Source organism: Corallococcus sp. Z5C101001 (assembly GCF_007352635.1).
GTDB classification, from domain to species: Bacteria; Myxococcota; Myxococcia; order Myxococcales; family Myxococcaceae; genus Corallococcus; species Corallococcus silvisoli.
Genome location: NZ_VKLU01000014.1, coordinates 1 through 26,689 on the forward strand (window position 1 = coordinate 1; position 26,689 = coordinate 26,689).

Below are 26,689 nucleotides of genomic sequence, written 5' to 3' on the forward strand. Positions count from 1 at the left end.
AGGGAGTCGACTCCATTCGTGACGGCGACCGCATCCGGTGTCCGCGCGACCTGGGCCTCCACCCACGCATGGATGAGTCCCGGTGCTGGAAGTCGCTCCTCCCGGCTGTTCCAGTCGAGCAGCAGCCGCTGACGCTCCGCTCCCGAGAGGAGCGTCAGAGTCGCGAGGGGCTGTTCGGGATTCGCGACGACGCCTTCGAGCAGTCGCACGTAGTGCGTGGCCATCCGGGCAAGGGTCGCCGCCTCGAAGAGCGCGGTGTTGTACTCCCAATAGGCGACGAGTCCCTGAGACGTCTGCCGCATGAACAGCATGAGGTCGAAGCGGGAGACGCCTGTCTGGAACGGAACCTCCTCCACATCGAGGCCGGGCAGCGACAGCGGCGCGGCTGCTCGCTGAAGGACGAACATCGTCTGCACCAGCGGCGTACGGCTCAAGTCGCGCGGAGGCTTGAGCGCGTCCACGAGCTGTTCAAACGGGAGGTCCTGGTGGGCGAAGGCTCCCAGGCAGCTCTCACGCACCCGGCGCAGGAGCTGGCGGAAGGAGCCCTCCGCCGGGACCTCCGCGCGAAGGACGAGCGTGTTGACGAAGAAGCCGATGAGGCCTTCCACCTCGCGGCGGTTGCGGCCGGAGATGGGCGAGCCGACGACGATGTCCTCCTGGCCGCTGTAGCGGGCAAGCAGGACCTGGAAGCCCGCCAGCAGCGTCATGAACAGCGTGGCGCCCTCCCGTTGCCCCAACAGCTGGAGGGCGCGGTGGAGGGCTTGGGGCAGGGGCACCTCGAAGTTCGCGCCCTGGAAGGTCTGCACGGGCGGGCGTGGCTTGTCGGTGGGCAGGTCCAGCACGGGCGGTGCCCCCGCCAGCTCTCGGTGCCACCACGTAAGCTGCTCCTCCAGCGCCTCGCCCTGGAATGACTCCCGCTGCCACAGGGCGTGGTCCACGTACTGGAGGGACAGCGGCGGGAGGGTGGAGCCGGTGCCCCGCGCATGCGCGGGATAGAGCACGTCCAGCTCGCGCTGGAGTACGTCGATGGACCACCCATCGAAGGCGATGTGGTGGATGACGAGCATCAACACATGGTCGTCGTCCGCGACGCGCAAGAGCCGGCCTCGCACCAGCGGACCCTGGCGAAGGTCGAACGGACGGCGCGCCTCTTCCTCCAGTCGCACCGGGAGCACGGCGACGTCCACCTCCACCGGCTTCAGCGTGAAGTCCCACGCCGGGCCGATGCGCTGCACCGGCTGCCCATCCACTTCATCGAACGTGGAGCGCAGCACGGCGTGGCGCTGGATGATCTCCGCGAGGCTCCGCTCCAGCGCGCGAGCATCCAGCGGTCCGCGCAGCCGCGTGACCAGCGGCACGTTGTAGGAGAACCCCAGCGTGTCGAGCCGCGAGATGAACCACAGCCGCTGTTGCGCGAACGATTGTGGCCGCCATCCATCCCTCGGGCCGGGTTCGAGCGGGAGGGACCGGAGCCTGCGGCCCCCTTGCCCCAGTGCGTCGATGCGCGCGGACAGGCTGGCGATGGTGGGGGCCTCGAACAGCGCCCGCACGGATAGGTCCACCTGGAAGGTCTCGCGCAGACGGGAGATGACCTGCGTGGCGAGGAGCGAGTGTCCGCCCAGCTCGAAGAAGGAGTCCTGCGTCCCCACGCGCGTGCGTCCCAATAGAGGGGCCCATACCTCGGCCACCGCCGTCTCCGTCGCGGTGCGCGGCGCCACGTACTCCTCCCCGGCGAGCGCGTTCCCGACGGGCGTGACGAGCGCCTTGCGGTCCACCTTGCCCACGGGCGTCAGGGGCAGCCGGTCCAGCTTCACGAAGGCGGCGGGGACCAGCGGGGCCGGCAGTCGCGCGGCGAGGCCCGCGCGCAGCGCCGTCGCGTCCACCTCCGTGCCGACGACATACGCCACCAACCGCTTGTCGCCGGGGGCGTACTCACGCACCTCGGCCACCGCGTCGTCCACGCCGGGCAGGTGCCGCAGGGCCGTCTCGACTTCACCCAGCTCGATGCGGACGCCGCGCAGCTTCACCTGGGTGTCCGAGCGGCCCATGAAGGCCAGCTCCCCGTCCGGCAGCCACCGCGCGCGGTCCCCCGTGCGGTACAGCCGGGCACCTGGGACGTCGCTGAAGGGGTGGGGCACGAAGCGCTCGGCGGTGAGGTCCGGCCGGCCGACGTAGCCCCACGCCAGACCGTCACCTCCCACGTACACGTCGCCCACGACGCCTGGGGGCACCGGCTCCAGGTGCGCGTCCAACACCAGCGTCTGGGAGTTCTCCAGAGCGCGGCCAATGGGCACGGGCCTCCGCGCGTCCTGGTCCTGCTTCACCCGGTGCGTGGTGGAGAAGGTGGTGTTCTCCGTGGGGCCATAGCCGTTGACGACCGTACCCCCCGCGTCCAGCAGCTTGCGCGCCGCCACCGGGGACAGGACGTCGCCACCCGTGAGGACCTGCCCCACGCGCGCGAGCGCCTCGGGCCGCGTCAGGGCCATCTGTTCAAGGAGGGAGGTGGTCAGGAACAACACGCTGATGCGCTCGCGCTCCAGCGTCGCCTCCAGCTCCTCCAGCGAGAGCATGTCCGGTGGGTAGAGGAACAGCCTCGCGCCGTGGAGCAGGGCCCCCCAGAGCTCCAGCGTCGCGGCGTCGAACGACGTGGGCGCCAACTGGAGGACGGTGTCGCCGGGGCCGGCATGGAAGAAGGACACGCCCTTCACCAGCCGCGCCACGCTCCGGTGCGGAACCCCCACGCCCTTGGGCCACCCGGTGCTCCCAGACGTGAACATGACGTACGCGAGCGCCTCGGCGGGAATGTCCACGCGGGGGGCGTCCGTCGGCTCGTCCGAGAAGGTCCGCCATGAAGGGTCGAGCACCACCACTCGCGCCGCCAACCCAGTCAGCCCCGCCTCGCGCCCCGGCTCCACCAGGAGCAGGGGGATGCGGGCGTCGCGCGCCATGAACTCCAGGCGCTCGGGGGGATAGCTTGGATCCAGCGGGACGTACGCGCCCCCCGCCTTGAGGATGGCGAGCGTGGCCACGACCATCTCCCGCGAGCGACCCGCGCACAGGCCCACGGGCGTTCCCAGCCTCACGCCCTGTCCACGAAGGTGGTGCGCGAGCTGGTTCGCCCTCGCCTCCAGCTCCGCGTAGGTGAGGCGCACGCCCCCGGCCTCCAGGGCCACGGCATCGGGCGCGCGCGCGGCCTGCTCCGCGAACAGGGTGGGCAAGGACGCGTCGCGCGGGAAGGGGACCCGGGCTCCCGTGCCCAGCTCCAGCATCCGCCGCCGCTCCGGGGCGGAGAGCAGGGGCAGCGTGGCCACGGGGCGCTCCGGCTCCGCGACCGCGGCGTCCAGCAGGCGCAGGTAGTGCGTCGCGAAGCGCGCCACCGTGGCTTCGTCGAAGAGGTCGGTGTCGTACTCCCAGAGGCCCACGAGCCCGTCGGGGGTTTCGCGCAGGAAGACCGTGAGGTCGAAGCGCGACACGCCCGGCTCGAAGTCCAGCTCGGTGGTCCTCAGCCCCTCCAGCTCCAGCGCGGGCATGGCCGAATGCTGGAGCGTGAAGAACACCTGGAAGAGCGGCGGGCGGCTCAGGTCGCGCTCGGGCTGGAGCGCGTCCACCAACTGCTCGAAGGGCACCTCCTGGTGCGCGTACGCATCCAGGCACGTCCTGCGCACGCGGTGCAGCAGCTCACCGAAGCCGAGCGACCCCTCGCCGCGAACTCGCAGGGGCAGCGTGTTGATGAAGAAGCCAATGAGGGGTTCCACCTCCTGGCGCGTGCGGCCGGAGATGGGCGAGCCGATGACGAGGTCGTCCTGCCCGCTGTGCCGCGCGAGCAGCAGGTGCATGCCGCCCAGGAGCGCCATGAACAGCGTCACCCCCTGCTTTCGGCACAGCGCCTCCAGCGCCGTCCCCAACTCCCGGGGGAGCGCGTGGCGGTACACCGCGCCCCGCGTGGACCGGGCTCCAGTGCGGGGCCGGTCCGTGGGCAGCTCCAGCGCGGCGGGGGCCCCCGCCAACTGTCCCCGCCACCAGTCCAGCTGCTGCTGGAGGAAGCCATCCTGGAGCCACCGCCGCTGCCACACCGCGTGGTCCGCGTACTGCACCGGCAACGCGGGCAGCACGGGCTCCGAGCCCGCTCGGAAGGCCGCGTACAGCGCCTGAAGCTCCCGCTCCATCACCGTGAGCGACCAGCCGTCGCAGCTGATGTGGTGCAGCATCAGGAGCAGCGCGTGCTCGGCGTCGCCCAACCGCAAGAGCCGCACGCGCACCAGGGGGCCCGCGCCCAGGTCGAAGGGCACGCGCGCCTCCGCCTCCGCCACCCGCCGCAAGGCGTGCTCACGCTCCGAGGCGGGAAGCGCCTCCAGGGACTCCACCCGCAGCGGCAGCGGAGGGGCTGGCGCGATGCGCTGCACCGGCTGGCCGTCCACCACGGCGAAGGTGGTGCGCAGCGCTTCGTGCCGCTCCACCACCACAGCCAGCGCGCGCTCCAGCGCGGGCACATCCAGCGCGCCGGTGAGCCGCGCGAAGTACGGGACGTTATAGGAGCAGCCTCCGGGCGTGAGCTGTTCGATGAACCACAGCCGCTGCTGTCCGAACGACAGCGGCAGGTCCGCGTCGCGGGGAGCGGGCACCACGGGGGGCGCCCGGCGACGGGGCCTCGCCGGGGACTTCGGCGCGGAGGCGGAAGGGGGGCCGGGATGCTCGGTCGTCATGGCTTGCTCGGAGCAAGGGGGATGGGCCGCCGTCCGGAGCGGCCCTGGCTCAAGCGCTCTGCTCCTGGCGCAGCGCTTCGCACAGCGCCGCCACGTCGCGGAGCGTGTTGAACAGGTCCACCATGGACACCTCCACGCCCAGCTCGCTCTCGATGCGGTTGGACAGGACCGTGGCCATCAGGGAGTTGCCGCCAATCTCCAGGAAGTGGTCATCCGGGCGCACGACCTCCACGCCCAGTAGCTCCCTCCACCATCCGGCGAGTCGCCGCTCCGCGTCCGTGAGAGAGGCTTCATTGAAGTCCTGGCTCATCCGTGTGCCTCCCACTTCGCTCAGGCGGACTTCAGGCGCTCGCGCAGCAGGTACTTGCGCACCTTGCCGGTGGCGGTCTTGGGCATCTCATCGATGAGCTCCAACCGGTCCGGCCAGTACTGGTTGGACATGCCCTGCTGCTTGAGGTGGTCGCGCAGCTCGTTGAGCGTGGGCGGGGCTTCTCCTTCCCGCACCACCACCACCGCGCACACCCGCTCGCCGCCAATCGAGTCATCCGAGTGCGCGACGACGGCCACCTCCTTCACCTTCGGATGCGAGTACAGCGCGGACTCCACCTCCACCACGGGGATCTTGTAGCCGTACCGGAAGATGACGTCCTTCAGCCGGCCCACGATGCGGATGCCGCCCCGTCCGTCGTCGCGCGCCAGGTCGCCCGTGTCGAACCAGCCCTCCGCGTCCACCGCGGCCCGGTACACGTCGTCGCGCTTGAAGTAGGTCAGGCACTGGCTGGCGCCCCGCACCAGCAGCCGCCCCGTCCCGTCCGGGTACGGCGTCCCGTCCTCCGCGAGCGCGGGGACGATCCGCGTCTCCATCCACGCCACCGCCCGCCCGTCGCTCTGGCTGGGCCAGTCCGGCGCGTCGTCGTGCCGCGTAATCGTGACGGCGCCATTCTCCGTCATCCCCCACAGCGTGTGCAGCCGCACGCCGAACACCTCGCGCACCGCCGCGATGAGGTGGGGTGGCACCGGGATGGAGCCCGTCGCCAGCTGCCGCAGCGAGGAGGTGTTCCGCTGCCGCTTCTTCTGCGTCGCGATGAGGTTCATCAGGTACGTGGGGATGCCGTACGTGAAGGTGACGCCGTGCTCCTCGAAGAGCTTGAGCGTCAGCTCCGGGTCGCCCACGTCCATGTAGATGGCCGTGGCCCCCAGCAGCATGGGCATCAGGTACGAGTACGTGAAGCCCGTGGACGCCGTCAGCAGCGACGGCAGCGCCACCACGTCCGTCCCGTCGATGGACAGCGTGTCGCACAGCGCGCGCGTGATGCCGTAGTTGGTGTTGTGCGAATGCACCACGCCCTTGGGTTCACCCGTCGTGCCGGACGTGTAGAGGATGTTGCACACGTCATCCGCGCCCGCCGGGGCCACGCCCTCCAGCGACGCCTCCTCCTCCCACGCGCGCTCGACGAAGTGCCGGTCGAAGTCCCGCTCACCCGGCTGGGGGTCCGCGGCGCCGCCCAGGAGCACCCGGTGGCGCAACGACGGCAACACCGCCGCGATGTCGCGCGCCATGTCCCGGTGCGAATGCCCTGTCCATGACGTGGGCCCCACGTACACGGAGGCCTCCGTGCGACCCAGGATGAACTCCACCTCCCGCCGCCGGTAGTCCGGCGGGATGGGCGCGATGACCGCCCCCAGCCGCGCGCACGCCAACGCCAATGCCGTGAAGTGCCACCCGTTGGGCAGCTGCACCGCGACGATGTCCTCGCGCCCCACGCCCAGCGCGCGCAGCGCCAGCGCGAACCGGTCCATCCGCCGCGCCAGCTCCGCGTACGTCAGCCGCGTGATGTCCTTGGAAAAGTACCGTGCGGCGATGATCGCGGTCTTGTCCGGGTGCGTCTGGACACAGCGGCGCAGGTCGTCCACCACCGTGGTGTCACGCCACCAACCCTTCCGCCGGTACTCCAGGCCCTTCTCCAACGCCGCTGCGTTATGGAAGCGCTGCCCCATGGAAGGTCTCCTCCCGCTGTCGTGAAAGCGGGGACTGCCGAGCGTGATGCGCGTGTAACACCGCGAGATTGCCGGGCAAGGCGGTTTTTTCTCGTACATCTAGATGTTGAGAAAATCCGCGTTGACGTCGCATGATGCGATTTCCTAGGGTTCCTAACAACAGCCGGAATCCTGGGCTGGCGCCAGCAAAGCAACGGGCATGACTTTCTCGGCGAATCCCACCATCCCCGGGCCGTCGCGCGACGCGCGGACGCCTGATGAACCCACGGCCGCCAGCGGTCCGGTGGCGCCTGCCCGCGCGGGGGACGGCCCCACGGGGGGCGCGTCGGACGCGGGTCTGGCGCTGCTGCCCCGGCGGGCGCGGCGGGTCCGTCAGACCATCGTGCGGCTGGCGGCGACGCCGTCCGGCTGTCACCTGGGCGGTTCGCTGTCCATGGTGGAGATCCTGGTGGCGCTGCTGGGGCGGGTGATGCGCGTGGATCCCCGGGCGCCCCGGGCGCCCGAGCGCGACCACCTCATCCTGTCCAAGGGCCACGCGGCGGCGGGCCTCTACGCGGCGCTGGCGGAGTTCGGCTTCGTGGACGTGGAGACGCTGGTGCGCGACTACAACGCGGACGGCAGCATCTTCACCGGCCACGTGAACGCGGCGGTGCCGGGCGTGGAGTTCGCCACCGGCAGCCTGGGCCACGGGCTGGGGCTGGGCGTGGGGCTGACGCTGGCCCATGCGCTCCGCGGCGAGCCCAACCGCACCTTCGTGGTCTGCGGCGACGGGGAGATGGGCGAGGGCTCCAACTGGGAAGCGCTCCAGGTGGCGTCGCACCGCGGGCTCACCGCGCTGACGCTGATTGTCGACCGCAACGGGGGGCAGAACGACGGGCCCACCGAAGCCATCCTGTCGCAGGAGGCGCTGGTGAGGCGGCTGGACGCGTTCGGTTTCCAGGCGCTGGAGGTGGACGGGCACGACCTGCCGGCCCTCTGCGCGGCGCTGGAGGCGCCCGTGGTGGGCGGACGTCCGCGCGCCCTCGTGGCCCGGACGCGCAAGGGCGCGGGCGTGCCGATGCTCAAGGGCAAGGGGCCGCACTACGCGGTGTTCTCTCCGGAGCACCTGCGCCGCGCGCTCGCGTCGATGGGGGAGGAGGGCCAGTGAGCGCGTCGCTCGCCCCCCCGTTGGAGCTGGACCTGGACCGGATGCCGGAGGCGTGGCTGGAGGCCCACCCGGAGCTGTCCTCGCGGCTCGTCTTCCGGCACGCGGCGGCGCGGTTCGCGCAGGAGGACGCGCGCATCGTCTTCCTGGAGGCGGACCTGGGCGGCGGGGGCGACCCCTTCGAGGCGCGTCACCCCCAGCGCTACTTCAACCTGGGCATCTGCGAGGCCACCATGCTGGACATGGCGTGTGGCCTCGCGCACGGAGGGCACACCGTCATCGCGCACAGCTTCGCGGCGTTCGGCGTGCTGCGCGCGTGCGAACAGGTGCGGCTGAACATGGCCTACGCGCGCGCCAACGTGAAGCTGGTGTGCGACTACGGTGGCGTGGCGGGGGCGTTCTTCGGCCCCACGCACCACGCCATCGAGGACCTGGCGGTGCTGCGCGCGATGCCCAACCTCACGGTGGTGTCGCCCGCGGACGGGCTGGAGACGGTGCACGCCACCCGCGCGATGCTCGCGCACGACGGGCCGGTGTACCTGCGGCTGGGCCGCAACCGCGTCACCCGCCTGGACCTGCCGCGCCCGCCCTTCGAGCTGGGCCGCGCCGCGCTGCTGCGCGAGGGCCATGACGTGGGCCTGCTCGCGCATGGCGAGGTGGGCGTGTCCGTGGCGCTGGAGGCCGCGCGGCTGCTGGAGGCGCGAGAGGTGTCCGCGCGCGTGCTCAACGTGCACACCCTCAAGCCGCTGGACGAGGAGGCGGTGCGCGAGACGGCGTCGCGCACGCGGCTGCTCGTGACGGTGGAAGAGCACAACGTGCTGGGCGGGCTGGGCAGCGCGGTGTGCGAGTCGGTCTGCGCGCTGGAGCTCCCGCGGCGCGTGCTGCGCGTGGGGTTGCAGGACCGGTACGACTCGCGCGCCGGGTCGCATGAAGCGTTGCTCAAGGGCCATGGGCTGGAGGGCGGGCAGGTGGCCGAGCGCATCCTGGGAGTGCTCCCAAGAACCCCGGTGTTCGCCGTGGGATCCGAAACGAGGAGGGACTGACATGCAGGTCCAGAACCCGACGACGGAGTCCGTGACCCCGAACCAGTGCCCGCTGTGCGCGCAGCAGGTGCCGGGCGCAAACCGCATGGTGGGTGAGGTGCTCTCCTGTGACGGCTGTTCCGCGGAACTGGAGGTCGTGGGGCTCAACCCCCTGCGGCTGGAGGAAGCGCCAGAGGTCGAGGAAGACTGGGGGGAGTAGCCCCGGCCATGCGCAAGGTCGACCTCGTCTATACGCGCGTGCGCACCGAGGAGAAGCTGCTCCTGGAGGCGCTGCGCAGGCGCGACTGCGCCGTCAACATGGTGGCGGATTCGGGGCGGGTGCTGTCGGTGGACCGACAGCGCGTCTCCGACGCCGACACCGTGCTGATGCGCAGCATGTCCTTCACGCGCGCGCGCTACCTGGCCACGTTCCTGGAGCTGAAGGGCGCGCGCGTGCTCAACAGCGCGCGGACCATCTCCTTGTGCGGGGACAAGGCCCTCACGTGCGCCGCGCTGGCCGCGAAGGGCGTGCCCATGCCGTGGGCGTTCGTGGCCTTCGACGAGGACGCGTGCCTGGACGCGATTGAGACGAAGGGCTACCCGGTGGTGACGAAGCCCGTGCTGGGGAGCTGGGGGCGGATGGTGGCCCGGCTGGACTCGCGCAGCGCGGCCGAGGGGGTGCTGGCCATGCGCTTCGGCACGGGCGGAGCCCAGGACCACGTGGCCCTGGTGCAGGAGTACGTGGACAAGCCGGGCTACGACCTGCGCGTGTACGTCATTGGCCGCGCGGTGGGAGGGCTGCGCCGGCGCTCCGAGCACTGGGTCACCAACACCGCGCGCGGCGCCGTCCCGGAGCGCTACGAGGTGCCCGTGGTGCACGCGAAGCTGGCGGAGGCCGCGGCGGAGGCGGTGGGCGGGGACATGGTGGCGGTGGATCTGCTGGAGACGCGCGGCGGCGACCTCTACGTCAACGAAATCAACCACTGCGTGGAGTTCGCGCGCAGCATCGAGGCGACGGGCGTGCCCCTGCCGGACCTCATCGCGGACTACGTCGTCACCGGAGCGGGGGGAGGCCGCGGATGAGCGTGCGCGTGGCGGTGCTGGGCGCGGCGGGCTACACGGGCGGCGAGGTCCTGCGCTTGTTGCTCCCGCACCCGGCCCTGGAGGTGGTGCAGGCCACCTCCGGTCAGTTCGCCGGCAAGCGGCTGGACTTCTCGCACCCGCACCTGCGCGGGATGGGGACGCTGCGCTACACGCCGCACGACGCGCTGGCGACCTGTGACGTGCTGGTGAGCTGCCTGCCGCAGGGGGAGCTGCTTCAGCGCTGGCCGAAGGTGTGCCGGCTGGCGGAGCGGGTGGTGGACCTGAGCGCGGACTTCCGCCTGGACGCGGAGGGGCACGCGCGCTGGTACGGCAAGCACCCGCGCCCGGAGGACGTGCCCGCGTTCGTCTACGGGCTGCCGGAGTGGATGGGCGAGGCCCTGCCGGGGGCTCGCCATGTCGCCATCCCCGGCTGCATGGCGCACGCGGGCCTGCTGGCGCTGCTGCCGCTCTTGCACGCGGGGCTCGCGCGCCCGGACCTGCTGGTGGTGGACGCGAAGACGGGGTCCTCCGGAGGCGGCTCGGCGCCGGACCGGGCCTCGCACCACCCGGAGCGCGCGAACGCGCTGCGCTGCTACAAGCCGGTGGGCCACCGGCACACGGGGGAGCTGGAAGGCGTCGCCGAGCGCGTCACCGGCCAGCGGCCCACCATCCACTTCAGCGCCACGGCGGTGGCGGGCGTGCGCGGCATCCTGGCGACGGTGCACGCGTTCGCGGCGCGGCCGGTGGATGAGGCGGAGGTGGTGCGCGCCATCGCGACGCGCTACCGAGAGAAGCCCTTCGTGCGGCTCTTGCGCCCGAGCGCGTCCCTGTCTCCGTTCCCGGAGCCGGGGCCGCTCCTGGGAACGAACCACTGCGACCTGGCGGTGGACGTGGACGCGGAGCGGGGCCGCATCGTGGTGAACGCCGCCATCGACAACCTGGTGAAGGGCGCCGCCGGCACGGCGGTGCATGTGCTGAACCTGATGCTGGGCCGCCCGGAGGCGGAAGGCCTGGGCTTCCGCGGACTGCATCCGCTCTAGACAGCAGTGAACCCGAGGAGCTTCACGCCATGAGCATCCTGAGCACGAAATCGAAGGCGGACGCGTCCCTGTCTCCCGGGGCGGCCTTCGCGGCCGCGGTCCAGAAGCAGGGCCCGCAGGCCCACGTGAACTACGACACGTCCATCGTCGACGCGTTCCCCGGCTTCAAGCGCCGCCCGCGCATCGCGGTGCGCGGCATGTTCAAGACCGCGAAGGCGGAGCGCGACCTGGTGCCCTTCTGGTACGAGACGCACCCCCAGACGAAGGCCACCGGGCCGGTGCAGGACGTGGAGCTGCGTCCGGAGGCGGGCTTCGAGTTCCATCAGGACGCGCAGGCGCTGAAGCCCACGCGCGCGTGGATCCAGGTGCCGCGCAACCTGCTGGAGGACGCGCAGGCGCTGGCGCAGTTCATCGACTTCCGGCTGCTGGTGCGCCTGAACACTGCGGAGAATCAGGCCCTGTGCATGGGCCAGGGTGGGGACGGCGTGCGAGGCCTGTTGCACACGCCGGGCATCGTGCGGCTGCCGGCGAAGAAGAACGCGGTCGCCTCGCTGCTCAACGCCTGCGCGCAGGTGGAGCAGATGGGCGGTTCCGCGGACGGCATCGTCATCAACTCGTTGGACTTCTACGAGCACTTGGTGGGGCAGGGCACGCTCCTGACGGACCTCACCTCCATGGGCATCCGGCTGTGCCGCACGCGCATGGTGAACCCGGGCACCGTCATCGTGGGGGACTTCACGGCCGCGGCCACGCTCTACGACAGCCAGCGGTCCGTCATCCGCTTCGCGGAGCCGCCGCCGGGCATCTTCCCGCGCGAGGGCCTGGCGGCGTACGGCGAGGTCTACACGACGCTCGCGGTGCACCTGCCCACCCACTTCTTCGTGGCGTCGCTGACCTGATGGGCGCCCCGGGTTCGGAAGGGGCGAAGGGCGGGGGCGCGCCGCTCACGGTCCTCTACATCACCGGCTGGTGCCGCAGCGGGAGCACCATCCTGGGCAACGTGCTCAACGAGGTGCCGGGCTTCTTCCACGTGGGGGAGCTGAGCTTCCTGTGGAAGAACGCCTATGGGAACGGCTCCAACACGCTGTGTGGCTGCGGCACGGCGCTGCTGGAGTGCGGCATCTGGAACACGGTGCTGACGTCCGACGTGCCAGCGGGGCTGACGCCGCGGACGCACGCGGACGCGGTGGTGCGCCGGCAGCAGGCGGCGGTGCGCACGCGCCACACGCTGCGCGTGCTGGACGCGTCGGGGGATTCACAGGCGCTCCAGGCGCACGCGGACTTCCTCGCGCGCACCTACCGCGCCATCGCCCGGGCCACGGCGAGCACGGTGCTGGTGGACAGTGGGAAGTTCCCCTCGGAGGCGGCGCTGCTGCCGCGCGTGGAGGGCATCCGGCCGCTGTACCTTCACCTGGTGCGCGACCCTCGCGCGGTGACGCACTCGTGGACGAAGACGAAGCAGTACGTCGTCCCCATGTCCGCCGCGCGCAGCACCGCCTACTGGCTGGGCTTCAACGCCGCGTCGGAGGAGGTGACGCGCAGGTTCCCCGGCCAGTCGCTCTTCCTTCGCTACGAGGACTTCATCGCCGCGCCGGACCGCGCCGTGGACACGGTGCTGGACCGGGTGGGCGTGCCGCGTGAACAGAACCCGGTGATGGGCCGCACGGTGGTGCTGGGGAAGAACCACACCGTGACCGGCAACCCGGACCGCTTCCGCAGCGGGCCCACGCTCCTGCGCGGCGAGGACGACGCGTGGAAGGGGGAGCTGGCGTCGGGCGCGAAGGCGCTCACCGTGGCGCTCGCGTGGCCCTTGATGGCGAAGTACGGCTACTTCAGCGGCGCGCGGCGCTCCTCGGAAGGGGGAGCGGCTTCCGGCTCGGGGGCCCGGCGGTAGCAACCCTGGCGGCGGGAAGTATCTGACTCGGACTTCAGGCAGGGCGTGGGGGGACGGGACTCTCCCATGGGGACTTCAGGGGCATGCGCCGCGCTCCGCGCGGACTTCAGGAGGGATGCCGATGGAACTGGGACTCGCCAACAAGGTCGCGCTCGTCGCGGGAGGCTCCAGCGGGCTGGGGCTCGCTGTCGCGGAGGAGCTGGCGAAGGAGGGCGCGCACGTGGCCATCGGCGCCCGGGATTCGGACCGGCTCGCTCAGGCGGAGGCGCGGCTGAAGGCCGTGGCCCGGGGCGGCCGTGTGCTGGCGACCCGCGTGGACGTGAAGGACGACGCGGACGTGCGCCGCTGGGTGGAGGACGTGGTGGCGAAGCTGGGCGCGCTGCACGTCGTCGTCACCAACAGCGGAGGGCCACCTCCTGGCCCTGCCTCCACCTTCGGCCTGGAGGCGTACCGGAGCGCGGCGGACGCGGTGTTGCTGCCCCCCATCTCCCTGGCGCTCGCGGCGCTGCCGCACTTGAAGAAGGCCGGGTGGGGGCGGCTGTTGTTCATCACCTCGGAGACCGTGCACCGGCCGGTGGCCCGCTTCGCGCTGTCCGGCTTCTCGCGCATGGGCATCCTCGGCTTCTCCGCCGCGCTGGTGCAGGAGCTGGGCGACGCCGGCATCACCGTCAATGTGCTGGCGCCGGGCTACATGCGCACGCCCCCCGTGGAGCGCAGCGCGGGCGGCGCGGGTGATGTGGAGGCCGGGCTTCGCGCCATGGGCGCGCACATCCCGCTCAAGCGCGTGGGGCTGCCGGAGGAGTTCGCCGCCGCGGCGGTGTTCCTCGCCAGTGAGCGGGCGTCGTTCATCACCGGCACGGTGCAGCTCGTGGACGGTGGCGCGAGCGTCATCGGATGAGCGCCGCCGCCGCTCCATCCGCGCGCCCCCTCGTCGTGAAGATTGGCGGCGCGGCGGGCGTGGACCTGGAGAACGTCTGCGCGGACGTGGTGCGGCTCGTCCGCCAGGGCGAGCGCGTCGTCGTCGTCAACGGAGGTTCGGAGGCGGGGGAGCGGCTTCTGGGCTCGCTGGGGCTGGCGCGTCCGGAGGCGATGACCGCGAATGGCAACGTGGTGCGCCTCACCTACGCACCCACGCTGCGCGCGCTCACCATGGCGTGGGTGGGCGAGGTCAACAAGGCCGTGGTGCTGGCGTTGCTGGCGCGGGGTGTCACCGCGCTGGGGTTGTGCGGCGCGGACGGACGCGTGCTCACCGCGCGTCGGCGACCGCCGCTCAAGCTCCAGGAGGCGGATGGACGGATGCGCATCGACCGGGAGCACCTGGCCGGCGAGGTCGCGTCGGTGAACGCGGCGCTCCTGGGCACGCTCCTGGAGGGAGGCTACGTGCCCGTCGTGTGCCCCCCGGCGGTGACGGAGGACGGCGTCCTGGTGAACGTGGACGCGGACCATGTGGCGTCCTCCATCGCGGCGGCGCTGGGCGCGAAGGCGCTGGTCATCCTCTCCAACGTGCCGGGGCTGCTCTCCAACCCGGAGGACCCCGCGACGCTGGTGCGCGCGAGCGATGACGTGCACGGCTGCATGCCGCTGGCGGGCGGCCGCATGCGCTACAAGCTGGAGGCCGTGCGCCGGGCGCTGGAGGGCGGGGTGCCGACGGCGTACGTGAGCGCGTCGCGCGTGGCGCGGCCGGTGTTCTCCGCGCTGGAGGAGGCGGGCGGCACGAAGTTCACCCTTCGGGCGAGAGGTGGGGCGGATGCGGGCGCGTGAGCCGGGCGTCGACTTGTTGCGGTGGATGGTGGAGCAGTACAGCCCCAGCCACCAGGAGGCGTCCTTCGCCAGCGCGCTGGTGGAGCGGCTGGGCACGCGCGGCTGGCGCGCGCACACCGATGAGGTGGGCAACGCCGTCGCCCGCTACGGGGAAGGGGAGACCGTCATCGCGTTCCTGGGCCACATCGACACCGTGCCCGGACAGGTGCCGGTGCGGCTGGATGGGCAGAAGCTCTACGGCCGTGGCGCTGTGGACGCGAAGGGCCCGCTGTGCGCGTTCATCGAGGCGGTGGAGCTGCTGGACGACGCCGAGCGCGCCGGCAAGCAGTTCCTGCTGCTGGGCTGCGTGGAGGAGGAGGTGGCCGTCACGCGCGGTGCCCTGCACGTGCGCGAGCAGTACACGCCGGACTTCGTCATCAACGGCGAGCCCAGCGGCGCGCACGCGGTGACGCTGGGCTACAAGGGGCTGCTGCGCCTGGACCTGGAGCACCGCGCCAGCCGCCGCCACACCGCGAGCCGCGACTACCGCGCCGCGGCCGAGCACGTCATCGACGCATGGAGCGCGCTCAAGCGCGCATGCGACGACTGGAACCGCGAGCGTCCGTCCCTCTTCGAGCAGAACCTGCCGTCCCTCAACGCCTTCCACACCGGCGCCACGGAGACGGAGGAGTGGGCCACCGCCGCGGTGAGCATCCGCACCGGCCCGTCCACGGACACGGAGGCGCTGCTCGCGGCGCTGGCCACGGTGAGCACGGTGACGGTGCGCGTGGTGGCCCGGAAGCACGCCGTCTCCACCAATGGCAACGACGCGCTCTCCCGCGTCTTCAAGCAGGCCATCCGCGAGCGGGGCGTGAAGCCCACGCTGCGCCTGAAGACGGGCACGTCCGACTGGAACACCGTGGCCTCCGCGTGGAGCGTGCCCATGGTGGCGTACGGCCCCGGCGACGCGGCGCTGGACCACACGCCGGACGAACACATCGACCTGCCGGAGTACGAGGAAGGCGTCGCGGTGCTGGCGCGCGTGCTGGCGCTGCTGCCGGCGAAGCCCTCCGGGGACGCCTGACGCTCAGGTGCCCAGCGCGGCCAGGCCCCGGGGACGCAGGGCGCGCGTCAGCACCACGATGCCGAAGAAGAGCAGCGCGGCCCCGGCGGTGATGGGCCGCACGCCCACGTGGTCCGACAGCACGCCCTGTCCCCAGACGCCCAGCATGTAGCCCGCGTTCACCAGCAGCAGGAACAGGCTGCTCACGCGCGCCTGGAGCTCCGGAGGCGTGCGGGCCTGGCACACCGTCTTCAGCCCGGTGAAGACGACGAGGTACACGGCGCCCAGGATGAACAGCGCGCCCAGGGCCACGGGCAGCGTGGGGGACAGCCAGTAGGCGGCGGAGGACAGCCCCACGAGCAGCAGGCCCGTCTCCAGGAAGGCCCGCCGGCCCACCCGCGCGACGATGGCGCCGGAGCCGAGCGCCGCGATGACCGCGCCCGTGCCTTGCGCGGTGAGCAGCAGCGACGTGGTGGTGGCGTCGCCGCCCAGCACCTGGAGGGCGAACACCGGCACCAGGCCCACGAAGGGAGAGATGAGCAGCCCCACGAGCCCCGCGGACCCCAGCGCCAGCGCGATGCCCGGGTCCGCCCACGCCAGCCGCATGCCCCGGAGGATGCCGGCCCACAGCGCCTCCACCTTCGGCGCCACGACGTGCACCGTGCCGCGCATCCGCGACAGGGCCAGGAGCACCGCGAGGAAGGAGAGGGCGTTGACGAAGAGCGCGCCCTCGATGCCGGCCTTCGTCAGCACGAGCGCGGCGAGGACGGGGCCGATGATGCGGCCCAGGTTGAACTGCGCCGAGTCCAGGCTGAGCGCGTTGTGCAGGTCCTCCGAAGGCACCACGGCCACGGTGAGCGCGGTGGCGCAGGGGATGACGAGCGTGTTGAGCGCGCCGTTGAGCAGGGAGATGACCGCCACCCACGGCACCGTGAGTTGATCCGTGGCGGCCAGCACCGTGAGCAGCGCCGCGAGCAGCCCTTGCAGGCACACGCACACGGACATGAAGGCGCGCCGGTCGAAGCGGTCCGCGAGCGCGCCGCCCAGCGGGGCGAGGATGAGCGACGGCACGTGGGCGAGCGCGGCCACGCCCCCCGTCCAGCCGGCCTGGCCCGTCACCTCCGTGACGTAGACCCCCAGCGCGACGGACTCCATCCACGTGCCGATGTTGGACACGAGCGTGCCCATCCAGAGGAAGGCGAAGTCGCGGTGGGACAGCGCCCGGAGCGAGGGAGAACGCGAGAGCAGGGATGAGGGCACGGAGGGCACGGTTGTACAGCGCGGGACGGACGTGTGCTCGGTGGGCGCACGCCTACACGGGCGGGACGGCGGGAGAGGCGTTGACTCCCTGCCTGCCATGAGAGACGGGGGAGGCATGACGCGGCACAAGGTTTTCGTGGTCCCCCGAGAGGTCGCGGGCGAGCGGCTGGATCGTTTCCTCACCAAGCATGTCCCGGGCCTTACTCCGGAGCGGGCCCGGGCGCTCTTGGAGGCTGGAGGCGTGCGCATCCGGGGGAAGAAGGCGCAGGCGACGCGCAAGCTGTGGGGGGGCGAGGAGCTGACGCTGGAGACCCCAGAGGCCCGGCCGTCGCCGCATGCTTCCACGGAGGGGCCGGAGCTGCCGGTGCTGTACGACGACGCGGCGCTCGTCATCGTGGCGAAGCCGCCGGGGCTGGTGGTGGAGCCGGAGGGGCGCGCGGCGTCGGTGGTGGGGCTCGTCGCGGCGCGGTGCCCGCCATTCGACGTGGAGGGCGTGGCGCAGCCGGGCGTGGTGCACCGGTTGGATCGGGAGACGAGCGGGTGTCTGGCATTGGCGCGGACGGATGACGCGGTGGCCGCGCTCCTGAAGGCGTTCCAGGAGAAGCGGGTGGACAAGCGCTACCAGACGCTGGTGCTGGGACAGCCCCCGGACACAGGCCGGCTGGAGGGGCCATACGCGAGGGACCCGAAGGACCCGCGCCGCTTCACCACCCGAGTCCCTTCCGCGCGCAGGGCGGCCCTGACCTTCACGGTGCGGGAGCGGTTCCGGGAGGGCGCGCTGCTGGACATCGACCTGGACACGGGGCGCACGCATCAGATTCGCGTGCAGCTCTCCGAGGCGGGCTTCCCGGTGCTGGGGGATTCGCTCTACGGCACGGAGGCGGCGCGCAAGCACGCGGCCGCGCTCGCGGTGGGACGGCAGGCCTTGCACGCGTGGCGCCTGGAGGTGCCGTCGTCCGCGACGGGGAAGGTGGTCCAGGTGGAGTGCCCGCCGCCGGAGGACTTCCTCCGAGGGGTGGCGTTGCTGCGCGGGTAGCGGCGAAGGATGACTTTGGCATCTCATATCCGGATGGGACGACGGCGACAGCGACCGGAAAGAATCGAGCTCAAGGCTGGGCTGCTGCTGAAGCCGCCACTCGCGGTTCTCCCCAACGAGGCAGCCGGACTCGGCACTTCTCGTGTCGCTGTGGCAATGACCCAATGAAAACGCTCTTTGACGTTGGGCAGCGAGTCCGCATTGCCTCACTCCCCAGCTGGTTTGGTCAGTTGCCGGAGGAGTCGAAGGAGGTGTTCAGGGCGTGCCTTGGGGATGTCTTTCCAATCGAAGAGATCGAGCGCGATGGTGTGCTGGTATTGAATGTGTCCCCGGTCGCCGTGCCTCTCTTCGGCGGGCATCGCCATATCCTGATGGTCGATCCGGGAGATGTGGTGCTTGCCTGATAACGCACGGAACGGCCCAGTTCGTCGCTGCACACCGCTCCCTTTGGTTCCGCCCTCAGGTCGCTGAATCCAGCCCAGGAGCTTGCTCCAACGCCCAGACCCGGGTGCGCGTGCGCCTGAACGACCAATCGCGATTCTCGAAGGGTCTCACGCGAGCTCCTGCCCCTTCCTTCCACGGGGGCTGAGTCCGTCGGGCGTCGTGACGGACTGGACTCCAGGCGGCGTCCCGCTACCGATGCACCGGCAAGCGGACTGGATCATGATGTAGGAACTGCCGGGCCAGTGGATGGGCGCGCTGATGATGAGCGCGACCGGCAAGCCGACGGAGTCCTACACTCTCCGGGCGCTACGTTACTGCGCGCCCTGAGACCGCCGAGGGGCCGGGCCAAACATGGGGCTTGCCCTGTCCGCCGCTGAGACATGTCGCGCGGACATGGGACCCGCACCGCGAGCAACCCATCAACCGGTCAGGATGCTGAAGCACTCATCCTGGAACTCCCACATGTAGAACCAGGCCTTCCTTTCCGTCCGCAAACGTCGATCCAGCTTGTCCTTGGGGACGTGGAAGGAGGCCAGAGCGTTCTCGCACACCACGATTCTGACTCCCAGCCTCTCGCTCTTGTTGATGTCGTCCGCCAAGGAGCTGTCCTCGGCGAGCGACTTCGCTAGCGCCCCGGCCGCGACAATCTCGAATTGGTAGGCGTTGCGTGGCACCTGCATCTCTTCGGCGGTCATGAGGGCGGCCTTGAAGTGCAATGTGTCTCTGACCATGACGGCAAGCTTGGTCGACCGCCGAGAAGCTCTTCGACGAGGAGGTCTACCCGGTCTGCTCGCCTTCGCTCTTGAGGCAGGACCCCCGTCCCCGTCCCCGTCGCCCGTCGGACCTGGGAGGCCTGCGGCCCATCCACGACCGCTCCGTGGACGCGCGCTCGGGCTTCCCCACGTGGGACGCCTGGCTCGAGAAGGCAGGCGCGGACGGCGTCGACACGAAGCGAGGCCTGCGCATCAACAACTCCGCCGCGGTGTTACAGGCGGCCATTGATGGGCAGGGAGTTGCATTGGCTCGCAGCATCATGGCTCGCGACGACCTCGCCGCTGGACGACTGGCGCGCCTGTTCCCGGAGGTCGAGTTTCCCTCGGCACTTGCCTGCTACGTCGTCTACCGGCCCGAGTGCGCCACGCTTCCGAAGCTGGTGGCGTTTCGCGGCTGGCTGCTTCGCGAGGCGTCCGAGCGCTAAGACTTGTCGGACCGATGCCGTTGGTGGAGGAGGGTTGACAGACCTACTGCCGCGCCGTGTGGCGCCACCGGGCCGGTGCCCTGACGGCACAACGACGCAGCGACCGAATTTTGGGTAGGAGCTCCTCTGTTCGCGCTCGGGAGGCGATGGCCCCCCCGCACGTCAGTCGATGACGATCTCGCGATCGGGCAAGACGAGCACGACGTTCTTGTTCCCCGTCGACAGCAGGACCTCGTCGCGCTTGGCATCGAGCCAGTAGAACGACGAGGGGTCGCTGTCGAGGCCGATCGCCTGGGGCGAGTCGTTGTCGAGCTCGAAGCGGAACAGTCCCCCTGTCGACGCGGCCACGATGCCACCGCAGAAGGCGGCCAGCGACCACAAGTTCTCCCGCAGACGCGTCTGAAGCGCGCGCCACTGTCCGCGTCGCCCACGGACCAGGGTGCCCGATTGACCGCACGCCCAGAACTCGCCGTCGGCCCGACAGATCACATGGGACAGGATCCGGTTGACAGGGCTGCTCTGGGGTTCCCACCGCTCCCCGTCGAAATGCCAGATCGCGCCGTCCCAGCCGACCGCCACCAGGTCGCCCAGGGATGCTCCGCCCACCGATTCGAAGCCCGCTCCATGGCCTTCGGTCGCCGTTCCAAGCTGTCGTGGCGAGGTGTCCCGCCGGGTCCCATCGGGGGCGACGACCGCGCACCAGAATCCGGTACCGGCTGCGATGAGCCGGCCGTCCACGCACGCCGCGCCCTTGAAGCCGCCGGGCTCCTTCGGAGGGGTCGCGAAGACATGCTCCTCGGTCATGCCGCCGTCGCTGCGCACCTTGAGCAGTTGCCCCTGCTCACCGACGACGGCGAACTCGGCATCCGGCCAATCGACGAGGACCACCGCGGCGGCGGTCCACGCCGTGGTCGTGAGCGAGCGAAAGCGACCGTTGTCCCAGAGGACGACGCTGGTGTGGGCGGCGTTGCCCCGCGCCAACTCGTCGTTGACCAGGAGGAGCAGCAGCCGGCCATCCTTGCCGAGGCAGCCGCGACGGAATGAGTGTTTCTGGGTGAATGTGCCAGGCATGGGGATGGGGTCCTCGGGGTTCAGGGAGCGCACCAGGGTCGAACGGTACGCTGGAGCGGTGAAAAGCCGGAGCCGGCGATGGCCAGCCACCGCCCATCGGGCGAGAAGTCGACTCGCGAGCCACCCTCGTTGTACTCCATCTCGAACTCGTGGCTCACCTTGCCCTCGGAGACATCGAGAAGGCGAAGTGGAGTCTGCCGCTCTCCATGAGGCCGGCGGGCATTCGCTCCGTCTGGGGGGATTCCGCCCTGCGGGATTGCTCGATGCGTGTCCCGAGGGCTCTGTGTCGGGGGCCGCATTGGCACGGCAAGCTCCAATCATCATCCGGACCAACCCTCCACGGGAACATGCACCCGTTGCGGGAGCTTCTGCTGCGAGCAGTGCAAGGGGCGTGACGCCCGGGTGTGCGCCCCCTGCCACGCGAGGCTGCTGCAACGGCCGCTGTCCTCCGCTCGCCCCTGGGCGGTCGTAGCGACCTGTGCCCTCATCCTCCAGTCGGTCGCTGACTTCGGCCACGTCGCCGTGAGGCTCTGGGTCTTCAATCCTCTCCTCACGATGGGCTACACGCAGACCGATGCCATCGGCATCTATGGATTTCTCCTCTTCGTCATGAGCGCGGCCAAGACCGTGGCGGTGGTGCGCAGCGTGGTCGGCTTCCTGATGTGGCAGTACCGGGCGGTTCGTATCGCGAAACAGCTCGAGGTCAGCCGGACCTCGCCCCGTAGGGCCATCCTGTCCTGGTTCATTCCAGGCGTGAACCTCTTCAAACCCTATCAGGTACTTCGCGACCTCTGGCTCGACCTGGGGGGCGCTGCCAACCGAGCCGGCCTGATACGCGCATGGTGGTGCACAGGGCTGCTCACCCTGGCGCTGGGCGTGGAGCGCCAGTGGATGCTCCGCCTCGCCGATGTCGAGGCCATCAGCACTGGAGCGCTGCGCCTTACCCGGCTTGCCTACACGGGAATGTTTCTGCTCGCCACCGCGCTGTGCATTGGCGTCGTGTGGCGCATCCAGCGGCGGCTCGTCCAGATGAAGGGGGAGGTTCTTCGCGCCTCATGAGGACTGAGACATCCCCTCATCTGAATCAGACAAGTCCGAAGGCTTCGCGGAATACACAGGCGTGCGCGGGAACACCAGAAGACGCAGGACGCGGTGGCGCACCAGCACGGGGTGCCGTGCGCCTCGGCGCACGCTGCGTGGCTGGCCGCTTGATCCTCTCTCTGCGCCAGGTCGTGCGCAAGTAGCCGATCCGCTACCTGTCCGATGCTCCACCGGAGAGGGATCCTCGCGCTGCTCTGAATCGAGCGCCGAAACTCAGCACCCTGGCCAGAAATAAAGGAGTGGAGCCATGTCGCTTACCGTCGCCCACCTTCATGCGACCTTGACGTCTCGCCTGCCGCAATTCAGTGATCGTTTATTCGGCCAAGCCGGTGACACCTTTGTCGGCGGTTGGGAAGAATACCTTTTCGACACGCCACACGGTTGGTGGACCACGTCCAATCACGAGTTTCCCGACCGAGGACACTCGTCTCAGCCGGCCCGGGCCATGAAGGCCTGCATCGAGAAGGCGACGCACTCCGTCGACATCGTCACGATGGACGAACCGACAGGGGACTTCCGGAAGGACGTCGAGGACGGTTTGATCGCCCTCGCCGTGTCAGGGCGTCCCGTGACCATTCGGTTCCTCATCGGGCGCCAGGCCGGCGGCCCTAATCTGCACACGTGGATGATGCTCAAGCAGCTGGCGGACCGAATCCGTCAGGCGAAGCCGCGAGCTTCGCGGCTGAACGTATACCTGGCGCAATTCCGCTGGGAGTCGGCGTCCTGGAACCACGCCAAGCTCATCGCCATCGACGGCAGCGTGCTTATCACCGGCGGCCACAACATGTGGGACGGCCACTATCTCGCAAAGAATCCCGTCTTCGACATCTCCATGCGCTTTGACGGGAGCATCGCGAGGGGTGGCCACCGCTTTGCTGACGCCCTGTGGAACTTCGTTCGCGCCAACAATCGGCGCCCCCCGGGCGGCGCGACCTACTCCAACTACCTCAACCCGGACTTGAAGATCGATGAAAGCGCGCCGCCACCTCGCAGCGAGTCATTTGATGCCGTCGCGGCGGATGCCTCGCCCGCGGCCGATGCCTCCAACCGTTTCCCGGCACTCTGGGTGGCGAGCCCCGGATGGGGGGTTTACACCGCCCCCCGGGTCCTCGAAGGCGCCATGATGATCGCCCTCGTCGAGGGCCTGAAGCAGGCGAAGCAAAGCTGCAAGATGTCGCTGCAGGACCTCGGCTCGCCTCACATGAGCGCCGTCGATTTCAAGACCTGGAGGCCGAGGGATTATCCTTTCGATCTGATTGGATGTGGCGGCTCCTGGTTCATCCTGCCCCTCATCGACAATTTCGCGGAATTCCTGCATAAGAATGCCAGCGCTACTTTGGAGATCATCTTGTCGGCGCCGACCGATGGCGCCCACAGCTATGGTCACGGCGTCAAGCTGCAGACGATCTTGAACCTGCTGTCGCAGCGGATGAACGCCCAGTTCCAAACGTCCAAGAACCACGCCCTGAAGATTCTGAACGAGCGCGTCTTCCTCAAGACCATCGCCTTCAGCGGCGGCCGGGAAGCGTGGCGCGACGGGGCAAAAAAAGACAATCACGCCAAGTTCTGGATTCTGGACGACAAGATATGTCACGTCGGTTCGGACAATTGCTATCCCTACGTGCAGCGTATCGGACAGGCCGCACTTCAAGAATTCGGTGTGATCGGCGAGTTCCCCCCTTCAGTCAGAGACATGGTGATGGAGGGTTACTACAACCACGCGAGCCGACACGGCGTCCGTACGGACGCGAAGCTCGCTGATTTGACCTGGTAGAAGAGCTGACCGGGCGGAAACCTGCCCCGCTCAGGTGGAATCGGGTGGCGCTGAACCTACCTGATCCAGAGTGCCATCAGCTCGGCGCGGCTCGACACCGCGAAGGCGCGATAGACGTGCTCGATGTACTTGTGCGTCGTGCGCAGGCTCAAGCCGGTGGACGCGGCGATCTGCTTCTCGCCGCGCCCGGTGAGGAGCTGTTCGAGGATGGCGCGGTGGCGCGGCGGCAAGCGGCTTCGGACACCGCCCAGGAGCAGGCACCCCTGTGCATCGTGCTCCGGCTCCAGCCAGCTCCGGTAGCACCACGACGCGCTCCGGAAGAGCAACTCGAGCAGCTCGCGCTCGCGCTGGCCGAAGCGCCTCTCGCCCCAATGTCGCACCGCCACGAGGTAGGCCGCGGCTCCGGCGCCGAGCGGTACGGCGCTCACGAGGGTGTCGTCGTAGCCCAGCCCACGCCCCCATTCCGCGACGTGCGGGTGAGAGTACCACTCCTGGTCGGAGACCAGCTCCTCGCGGCACGCGCTCCGCAAGCGACCGGCGCCCCGGGCGAAGGGGCCCCACATCGGGTGCTGGCGATACCCGGATTCGACGAGGTAGGCCTTTTGCCAGCGGAGGAGCGTGATCTCGTCGACTCCGTGGACGTACGAGTGGGTGATGATGGCGGCGTTATTACTCGACGGCGGCGGCGGCTCGCCCACGATACTCCACCACAGCGCTCCCGCACCGATGAGCGCGCCCGTGGACTCCGTCAGGTGACGGAGGGATGCGTCGGGTCGGTGGTCGGCGCTGGAGATCTCGCCGAGCGCGCCAACGAACTGCGACACCGCACGGTAGTCTCCAATGGAGGGTCGCGACTTACGCATTTTCAGCCGTACGATAACAAGCGCCAGGGCTCCGGAGAAACGGTCGCAGGAGCACGCCTCGCCCGAACCCGGCCGGAGTGGCCAGGACCCGCCGCAAGCCCTGGCAGCCACCGGGCAGGTCGGGGTGCGAAGAGCCCCCCTGTGTCCGGGAAGATGTCGCCTCACAGAGGGGCTCGGTCCGCTGAATCCAGCCCAGGGTTTTGCTCCAACGCCCAAACCCGGGTGCGCGTGCGCCTGAATGACCAATCGCAATTCTCGAAGGGTCTCACGCGAGCTCCTGCCCCTTCCTTCCACCGCCCGTGCTTGCCTTTCCTCTGAACCGCTCGAGAATCATGATGAGTCGTTTGGTATTGCAGGCGATGGCGAACAGCGGGTGCCGCGTGGCAGAGAGGGGAACATGCGATCGCGGATGAGGTCCTGGGTGCTGGCCCTGCTGTTGGTGGGGTGTGGTTCCTCGACGAAGCCGGTGGAGCTCGTAGCGGGTGCAGGGGCGGATGCGGGCGTGACGCAGGATGGAGGGCCACCGGATAGCGGCGTGGTGGAGGACTCGGGGACAGCGGACAGCGGCGTGGCGGAGGCCGCACCGTGTGAGCGGACCCTGGGCGTATGCGCCGGGGCACGGCGGGCGATGGTGGCTGGCGAGTATGAGCCGGTGTGCACGGCGCGCTCGTATGGCGCGGACTACGAGGCGACGGAGACGCGCTGCGACGGATTGGACAACGACTGTGACGGGGTGACGGACCCGGCGACTTGGACGGAGGTCACGCCGATGGCGTGGACTTCCGACGAGAACATGGTGGACAGCCTTCCCGTGGAGGGGGGCTTCCTGGTGGTCGTGTCCGACCGTCCGGGACAGCTCCAGGTGCTGCGGCTCGACACAGCCCTGGCAGTGGCACGGACGACGATTATCCAGTTCGAGACGGGCAGCAGCACGACTGCCAGTGTGGCCCGGTTGGTGCGTACGTCGCGCGGGCCGGCTCTGTTCTACGTCGTGATGGACTCGACCCTATGGTCCTCTCAGGGGCGCCTGCTTCCACTCAATGAGCAGGGGGAGCCCACCACTCAGCCTCCGGGGGTGACTGTCTTCCATCAACCCGCGTCCTACATCAATGCCCAGGTGGCCGCGTCGGTGGATCGGGACCGGGGAATGGTGATCTGGAGCTCGAATGCCAACTTTGGCCTCAATTCTATAGATCTCCTGACCCGCCTCGTGGACGCGGACGGTCAGGCCCTGACCGAACCGCAGGTCCTCTTTTGGAAGGATGAGGCGTACGGCACCTTGTTGTCGTTCTCGCCGCGCGCCCTGGGTCTGAAAGATGGAGGCTTTCTTGCGATGGCGGTGGAGTTCGGGCTTGGGGGCTCCGAATCGCGCATCCGGCTGCGGCGCTACGACCGGAACCTGTTGCCCGTGGGGGAGGAGCGCATGCTGACGGTGGGGCATTACATTGCCGCCCAACTGGTGATGGCGCCCGCGGCGGGCGGGGCGGACTCGGGTGAACCGATGGTGCTCCTGCGAGAGATTCCGGGCCCCAACTTCCGGATCCAGCAGATCCAAGACCTCTTCGATGGGGGTGTCCCCGAGACCGTGACCACCACGACTCCTGGTGACTCGCCAGCGGTTTGGGCCACGATGACATCGCGGGGACTCCAGGTGGCCTGGATCTCCATGCGCTTTCTGCCCGTGGCGGGTCTGGACTCGTACTTCAACTGTGAGGGCCGGCTCTGGGGGCTGAGTCCGTCGGGTGTCGTGACGGACTGGACTCCAGGCGGCGTCTCGATGCCGATGCACCGACAATCGGACTGGGTGATGATGCAGGAACTGCCGGGTCAGTGGATGGGCGCGCTGCTCATGACCGCGACCGGCAATCCTCCGGAGCCCTACACTCTCCGGGCGCTGCGTTACTGCGCGCCCTGAGACCGCCGACTATTCGCGTCGGGGCCCGGGCTCCTCGTCGCCCTCGTCGAAGGATGGGGGCTCGGGTTCCAGCCGGGCCTGCCGCTCCGTGGCCTCCTGGGAGGCCTCGGCGTCTCCCGCATGCACGCGGGCCGCGGCCTTGTCGTCCTGGTCGGCCGTCCAGGTGGTGTGGCCCCCCGCGTAGCCCTCCAGGGGGCGTGACCCACGGTGGGATTCCACGGCCAGGTCCTTCTGCTCCTCCTCCCTCAGCCGGTCGCGCTCCTGCTGCCGCTCGTGCTGGTGCTGCTTGTCGACAAGCCTGTCCGCCATGACGGGTTCACCTCCTGTCCAAAGGTGGGGC

23 protein-coding genes and 1 pseudogene are annotated in these 26,689 nt (G+C 69.9%); 16 read left to right on the top strand and 8 right to left on the bottom strand.

The window, feature by feature from the left end:
• The 3 genes from FOF48_RS28460 to FOF48_RS28470 form a co-directional block, all read right to left on the bottom strand.
• Positions 1-4,703, bottom strand: a 4,703-nt coding sequence (locus FOF48_RS28460; RefSeq protein WP_143906645.1) for a non-ribosomal peptide synthetase, incomplete at its 3' end; no start/stop codon positions are given.
• A gap of 49 nt (positions 4,704-4,752) precedes the next feature.
• Positions 4,753-5,013 carry a phosphopantetheine-binding protein gene (locus FOF48_RS28465; protein WP_143906647.1) on the bottom strand — a complete coding sequence of 87 codons (261 nt, stop codon included), beginning with the start codon at positions 5,011-5,013 and terminating at the stop codon, positions 4,753-4,755.
• A gap of 20 nt (positions 5,014-5,033) precedes the next feature.
• Positions 5,034-6,701 (bottom strand): AMP-binding protein, encoded by a 1,668-nt coding sequence (locus tag FOF48_RS28470; protein ID WP_143906649.1) that lies wholly within the window; start codon positions 6,699-6,701, stop codon positions 5,034-5,036.
• A gap of 199 nt (positions 6,702-6,900) precedes the next feature.
• On the opposite strand from FOF48_RS28470, the gene FOF48_RS28475 reads away from it, so the two are divergent.
• The 10 genes from FOF48_RS28475 (at position 6,901) to FOF48_RS28520 (ending at position 15,708) form a co-directional block, all read left to right on the top strand.
• Positions 6,901-7,848, top strand: a complete 948-nt coding sequence (locus FOF48_RS28475) for a 1-deoxy-D-xylulose-5-phosphate synthase N-terminal domain-containing protein (RefSeq protein ID WP_143906651.1) — start codon at positions 6,901-6,903, stop codon at positions 7,846-7,848.
• Positions 7,845-8,888, top strand: a complete 1,044-nt coding sequence (locus FOF48_RS28480; protein ID WP_143906652.1) for a transketolase family protein — start codon at positions 7,845-7,847, stop codon at positions 8,886-8,888. The genes FOF48_RS28475 and FOF48_RS28480 overlap by 4 nt, the downstream gene beginning before the upstream one ends.
• 1 nt (position 8,889) lies before the next feature.
• Positions 8,890-9,087, top strand: coding sequence for a lysine biosynthesis protein LysW (gene lysW, locus FOF48_RS28485; RefSeq protein ID WP_143906654.1), 198 nt, complete (start codon positions 8,890-8,892; stop codon positions 9,085-9,087).
• A gap of 8 nt (positions 9,088-9,095) precedes the next feature.
• A complete protein-coding gene (locus tag FOF48_RS28490) occupies positions 9,096-9,950 on the top strand; it encodes a RimK family alpha-L-glutamate ligase (RefSeq protein WP_143906656.1) in 855 nt (284 codons plus the stop codon).
• Complete coding sequence (argC, locus tag FOF48_RS28495; protein WP_143906658.1) at positions 9,947-10,990, top strand: N-acetyl-gamma-glutamyl-phosphate reductase; 1,044 nt, start codon at positions 9,947-9,949, stop codon at positions 10,988-10,990. The genes FOF48_RS28490 and argC overlap by 4 nt, the downstream gene beginning before the upstream one ends.
• 29 nt (positions 10,991-11,019) lie before the next feature.
• Positions 11,020-11,889, top strand: coding sequence for a family 3 encapsulin nanocompartment shell protein (locus FOF48_RS28500; protein WP_143906660.1), 870 nt, complete (start codon positions 11,020-11,022; stop codon positions 11,887-11,889).
• On the top strand, positions 11,889-12,884 hold the full coding sequence (locus tag FOF48_RS28505) for a sulfotransferase (RefSeq protein WP_143906662.1): 996 nt from the start codon (positions 11,889-11,891) through the stop codon (positions 12,882-12,884). Before FOF48_RS28500 ends, FOF48_RS28505 begins: the two co-directional genes overlap by 1 nt.
• A 121-nt stretch (positions 12,885-13,005) precedes the next feature.
• The gene (locus FOF48_RS28510; RefSeq protein ID WP_143906664.1) at positions 13,006-13,782 is read left to right on the top strand and encodes an SDR family NAD(P)-dependent oxidoreductase; all 777 of its coding nucleotides are present in this window, start codon (positions 13,006-13,008) and stop codon (positions 13,780-13,782) included.
• A complete protein-coding gene (locus FOF48_RS28515; RefSeq protein ID WP_143906666.1) occupies positions 13,779-14,645 on the top strand; it encodes a [LysW]-aminoadipate kinase in 867 nt (288 codons plus the stop codon). Before FOF48_RS28510 ends, FOF48_RS28515 begins: the two co-directional genes overlap by 4 nt.
• Entirely contained in the window at positions 14,632-15,708 is a 1,077-nt protein-coding gene (locus tag FOF48_RS28520) for a [LysW]-lysine hydrolase (RefSeq protein ID WP_143906668.1), read from the top strand. Before FOF48_RS28515 ends, FOF48_RS28520 begins: the two co-directional genes overlap by 14 nt.
• Positions 15,709-15,711: 3 nt before the next feature.
• Here the strand turns inward: FOF48_RS28520 and FOF48_RS28525 are convergent, their stop codons facing one another.
• Entirely contained in the window at positions 15,712-16,947 is a 1,236-nt protein-coding gene (locus tag FOF48_RS28525; RefSeq protein WP_143906670.1) for an MFS transporter, read from the bottom strand.
• 115 nt (positions 16,948-17,062) lie between these two features.
• Between FOF48_RS28525 and FOF48_RS28530 the strand changes: the two genes are divergently transcribed.
• Positions 17,063-17,983, top strand: coding sequence for an RluA family pseudouridine synthase (locus FOF48_RS28530; protein ID WP_143906672.1), 921 nt, complete (start codon positions 17,063-17,065; stop codon positions 17,981-17,983).
• Between the two features lie 164 nt (positions 17,984-18,147).
• On the top strand, positions 18,148-18,387 hold the full coding sequence (locus tag FOF48_RS28535; protein WP_143906674.1) for a hypothetical protein: 240 nt from the start codon (positions 18,148-18,150) through the stop codon (positions 18,385-18,387).
• 459 nt (positions 18,388-18,846) lie between these two features.
• Here the strand turns inward: FOF48_RS28535 and FOF48_RS28540 are convergent, their stop codons facing one another.
• A complete protein-coding gene (locus FOF48_RS28540) occupies positions 18,847-19,122 on the bottom strand; it encodes a hypothetical protein (protein WP_143906676.1) in 276 nt (91 codons plus the stop codon).
• A 68-nt stretch (positions 19,123-19,190) separates the two neighbouring features.
• Between FOF48_RS28540 and FOF48_RS28545 the strand changes: the two are divergent.
• Positions 19,191-19,625: pseudogene (locus tag FOF48_RS28545) on the top strand (LysR substrate-binding domain-containing protein); the annotation flags it as partial.
• Between the two features lie 162 nt (positions 19,626-19,787).
• Here FOF48_RS28545 and FOF48_RS28550 read toward each other — a convergent pair.
• Complete coding sequence (locus FOF48_RS28550; protein WP_143906678.1) at positions 19,788-20,696, bottom strand: hypothetical protein; 909 nt, start codon at positions 20,694-20,696, stop codon at positions 19,788-19,790.
• A 555-nt stretch (positions 20,697-21,251) separates the two neighbouring features.
• Between FOF48_RS28550 and FOF48_RS28555 the strand changes: the two genes are divergently transcribed.
• Positions 21,252-21,755, top strand: coding sequence for a DUF4328 domain-containing protein (locus FOF48_RS28555; protein WP_143906680.1), 504 nt, complete (start codon positions 21,252-21,254; stop codon positions 21,753-21,755).
• Positions 21,756-22,044: 289 nt separating this feature from the next.
• Complete coding sequence (locus FOF48_RS28560) at positions 22,045-23,571, top strand: phospholipase D-like domain-containing protein (RefSeq protein ID WP_143906683.1); 1,527 nt, start codon at positions 22,045-22,047, stop codon at positions 23,569-23,571.
• Positions 23,572-23,627: 56 nt separating this feature from the next.
• On the opposite strand, the gene FOF48_RS28565 is transcribed toward FOF48_RS28560, so the two are convergent.
• Entirely contained in the window at positions 23,628-24,395 is a 768-nt protein-coding gene (locus tag FOF48_RS28565; RefSeq protein WP_161665848.1) for a LuxR C-terminal-related transcriptional regulator, read from the bottom strand.
• Between the two features lie 460 nt (positions 24,396-24,855).
• Here FOF48_RS28565 and FOF48_RS28570 point away from each other — a divergent pair, with 460 nt between their 5' ends.
• On the top strand, positions 24,856-26,349 hold the full coding sequence (locus tag FOF48_RS28570; protein ID WP_143906687.1) for a putative metal-binding motif-containing protein: 1,494 nt from the start codon (positions 24,856-24,858) through the stop codon (positions 26,347-26,349).
• 9 nt (positions 26,350-26,358) lie between these two features.
• Here FOF48_RS28570 and FOF48_RS28575 read toward each other — a convergent pair whose 3' ends face one another.
• A complete protein-coding gene (locus FOF48_RS28575; RefSeq protein ID WP_143906689.1) occupies positions 26,359-26,658 on the bottom strand; it encodes a hypothetical protein in 300 nt (99 codons plus the stop codon).
• Between the last annotated feature and the right edge of the window lie 31 nt (positions 26,659-26,689).

What these genes read in the sequence shown, in the direction of transcription:
- FOF48_RS28465 (WP_143906647.1), bottom strand. Translation starts at nt 5,013, where the DNA reads ATGAGCCAGGACTTCAATGAAGCCTCTCTCACGGACGCGGAGCGGCGA.
- FOF48_RS28470 (WP_143906649.1), bottom strand. Translation starts at nt 6,701, where the DNA reads ATGGGGCAGCGCTTCCATAACGCAGCGGCGTTGGAGAAGGGCCTGGAG.
- FOF48_RS28475 (WP_143906651.1), top strand. Translation starts at nt 6,901, where the DNA reads ATGACTTTCTCGGCGAATCCCACCATCCCCGGGCCGTCGCGCGACGCG.
- lysW (WP_143906654.1), top strand. Translation starts at nt 8,890, where the DNA reads ATGCAGGTCCAGAACCCGACGACGGAGTCCGTGACCCCGAACCAGTGC.
- FOF48_RS28490 (WP_143906656.1), top strand. Translation starts at nt 9,096, where the DNA reads ATGCGCAAGGTCGACCTCGTCTATACGCGCGTGCGCACCGAGGAGAAG.
- argC (WP_143906658.1), top strand. Translation starts at nt 9,947, where the DNA reads ATGAGCGTGCGCGTGGCGGTGCTGGGCGCGGCGGGCTACACGGGCGGC.
- FOF48_RS28500 (WP_143906660.1), top strand. Translation starts at nt 11,020, where the DNA reads ATGAGCATCCTGAGCACGAAATCGAAGGCGGACGCGTCCCTGTCTCCC.
- FOF48_RS28505 (WP_143906662.1), top strand. Translation starts at nt 11,889, where the DNA reads ATGGGCGCCCCGGGTTCGGAAGGGGCGAAGGGCGGGGGCGCGCCGCTC.
- FOF48_RS28510 (WP_143906664.1), top strand. Translation starts at nt 13,006, where the DNA reads ATGGAACTGGGACTCGCCAACAAGGTCGCGCTCGTCGCGGGAGGCTCC.
- FOF48_RS28515 (WP_143906666.1), top strand. Translation starts at nt 13,779, where the DNA reads ATGAGCGCCGCCGCCGCTCCATCCGCGCGCCCCCTCGTCGTGAAGATT.
- FOF48_RS28520 (WP_143906668.1), top strand. Translation starts at nt 14,632, where the DNA reads ATGCGGGCGCGTGAGCCGGGCGTCGACTTGTTGCGGTGGATGGTGGAG.
- FOF48_RS28530 (WP_143906672.1), top strand. Translation starts at nt 17,063, where the DNA reads ATGACGCGGCACAAGGTTTTCGTGGTCCCCCGAGAGGTCGCGGGCGAG.
- FOF48_RS28535 (WP_143906674.1), top strand. Translation starts at nt 18,148, where the DNA reads ATGAAAACGCTCTTTGACGTTGGGCAGCGAGTCCGCATTGCCTCACTC.
- FOF48_RS28540 (WP_143906676.1), bottom strand. Translation starts at nt 19,122, where the DNA reads ATGACCGCCGAAGAGATGCAGGTGCCACGCAACGCCTACCAATTCGAG.
- FOF48_RS28550 (WP_143906678.1), bottom strand. Translation starts at nt 20,696, where the DNA reads ATGCCTGGCACATTCACCCAGAAACACTCATTCCGTCGCGGCTGCCTC.
- FOF48_RS28555 (WP_143906680.1), top strand. Translation starts at nt 21,252, where the DNA reads ATGGGCTACACGCAGACCGATGCCATCGGCATCTATGGATTTCTCCTC.
- FOF48_RS28560 (WP_143906683.1), top strand. Translation starts at nt 22,045, where the DNA reads ATGTCGCTTACCGTCGCCCACCTTCATGCGACCTTGACGTCTCGCCTG.
- FOF48_RS28575 (WP_143906689.1), bottom strand. Translation starts at nt 26,658, where the DNA reads ATGGCGGACAGGCTTGTCGACAAGCAGCACCAGCACGAGCGGCAGCAG.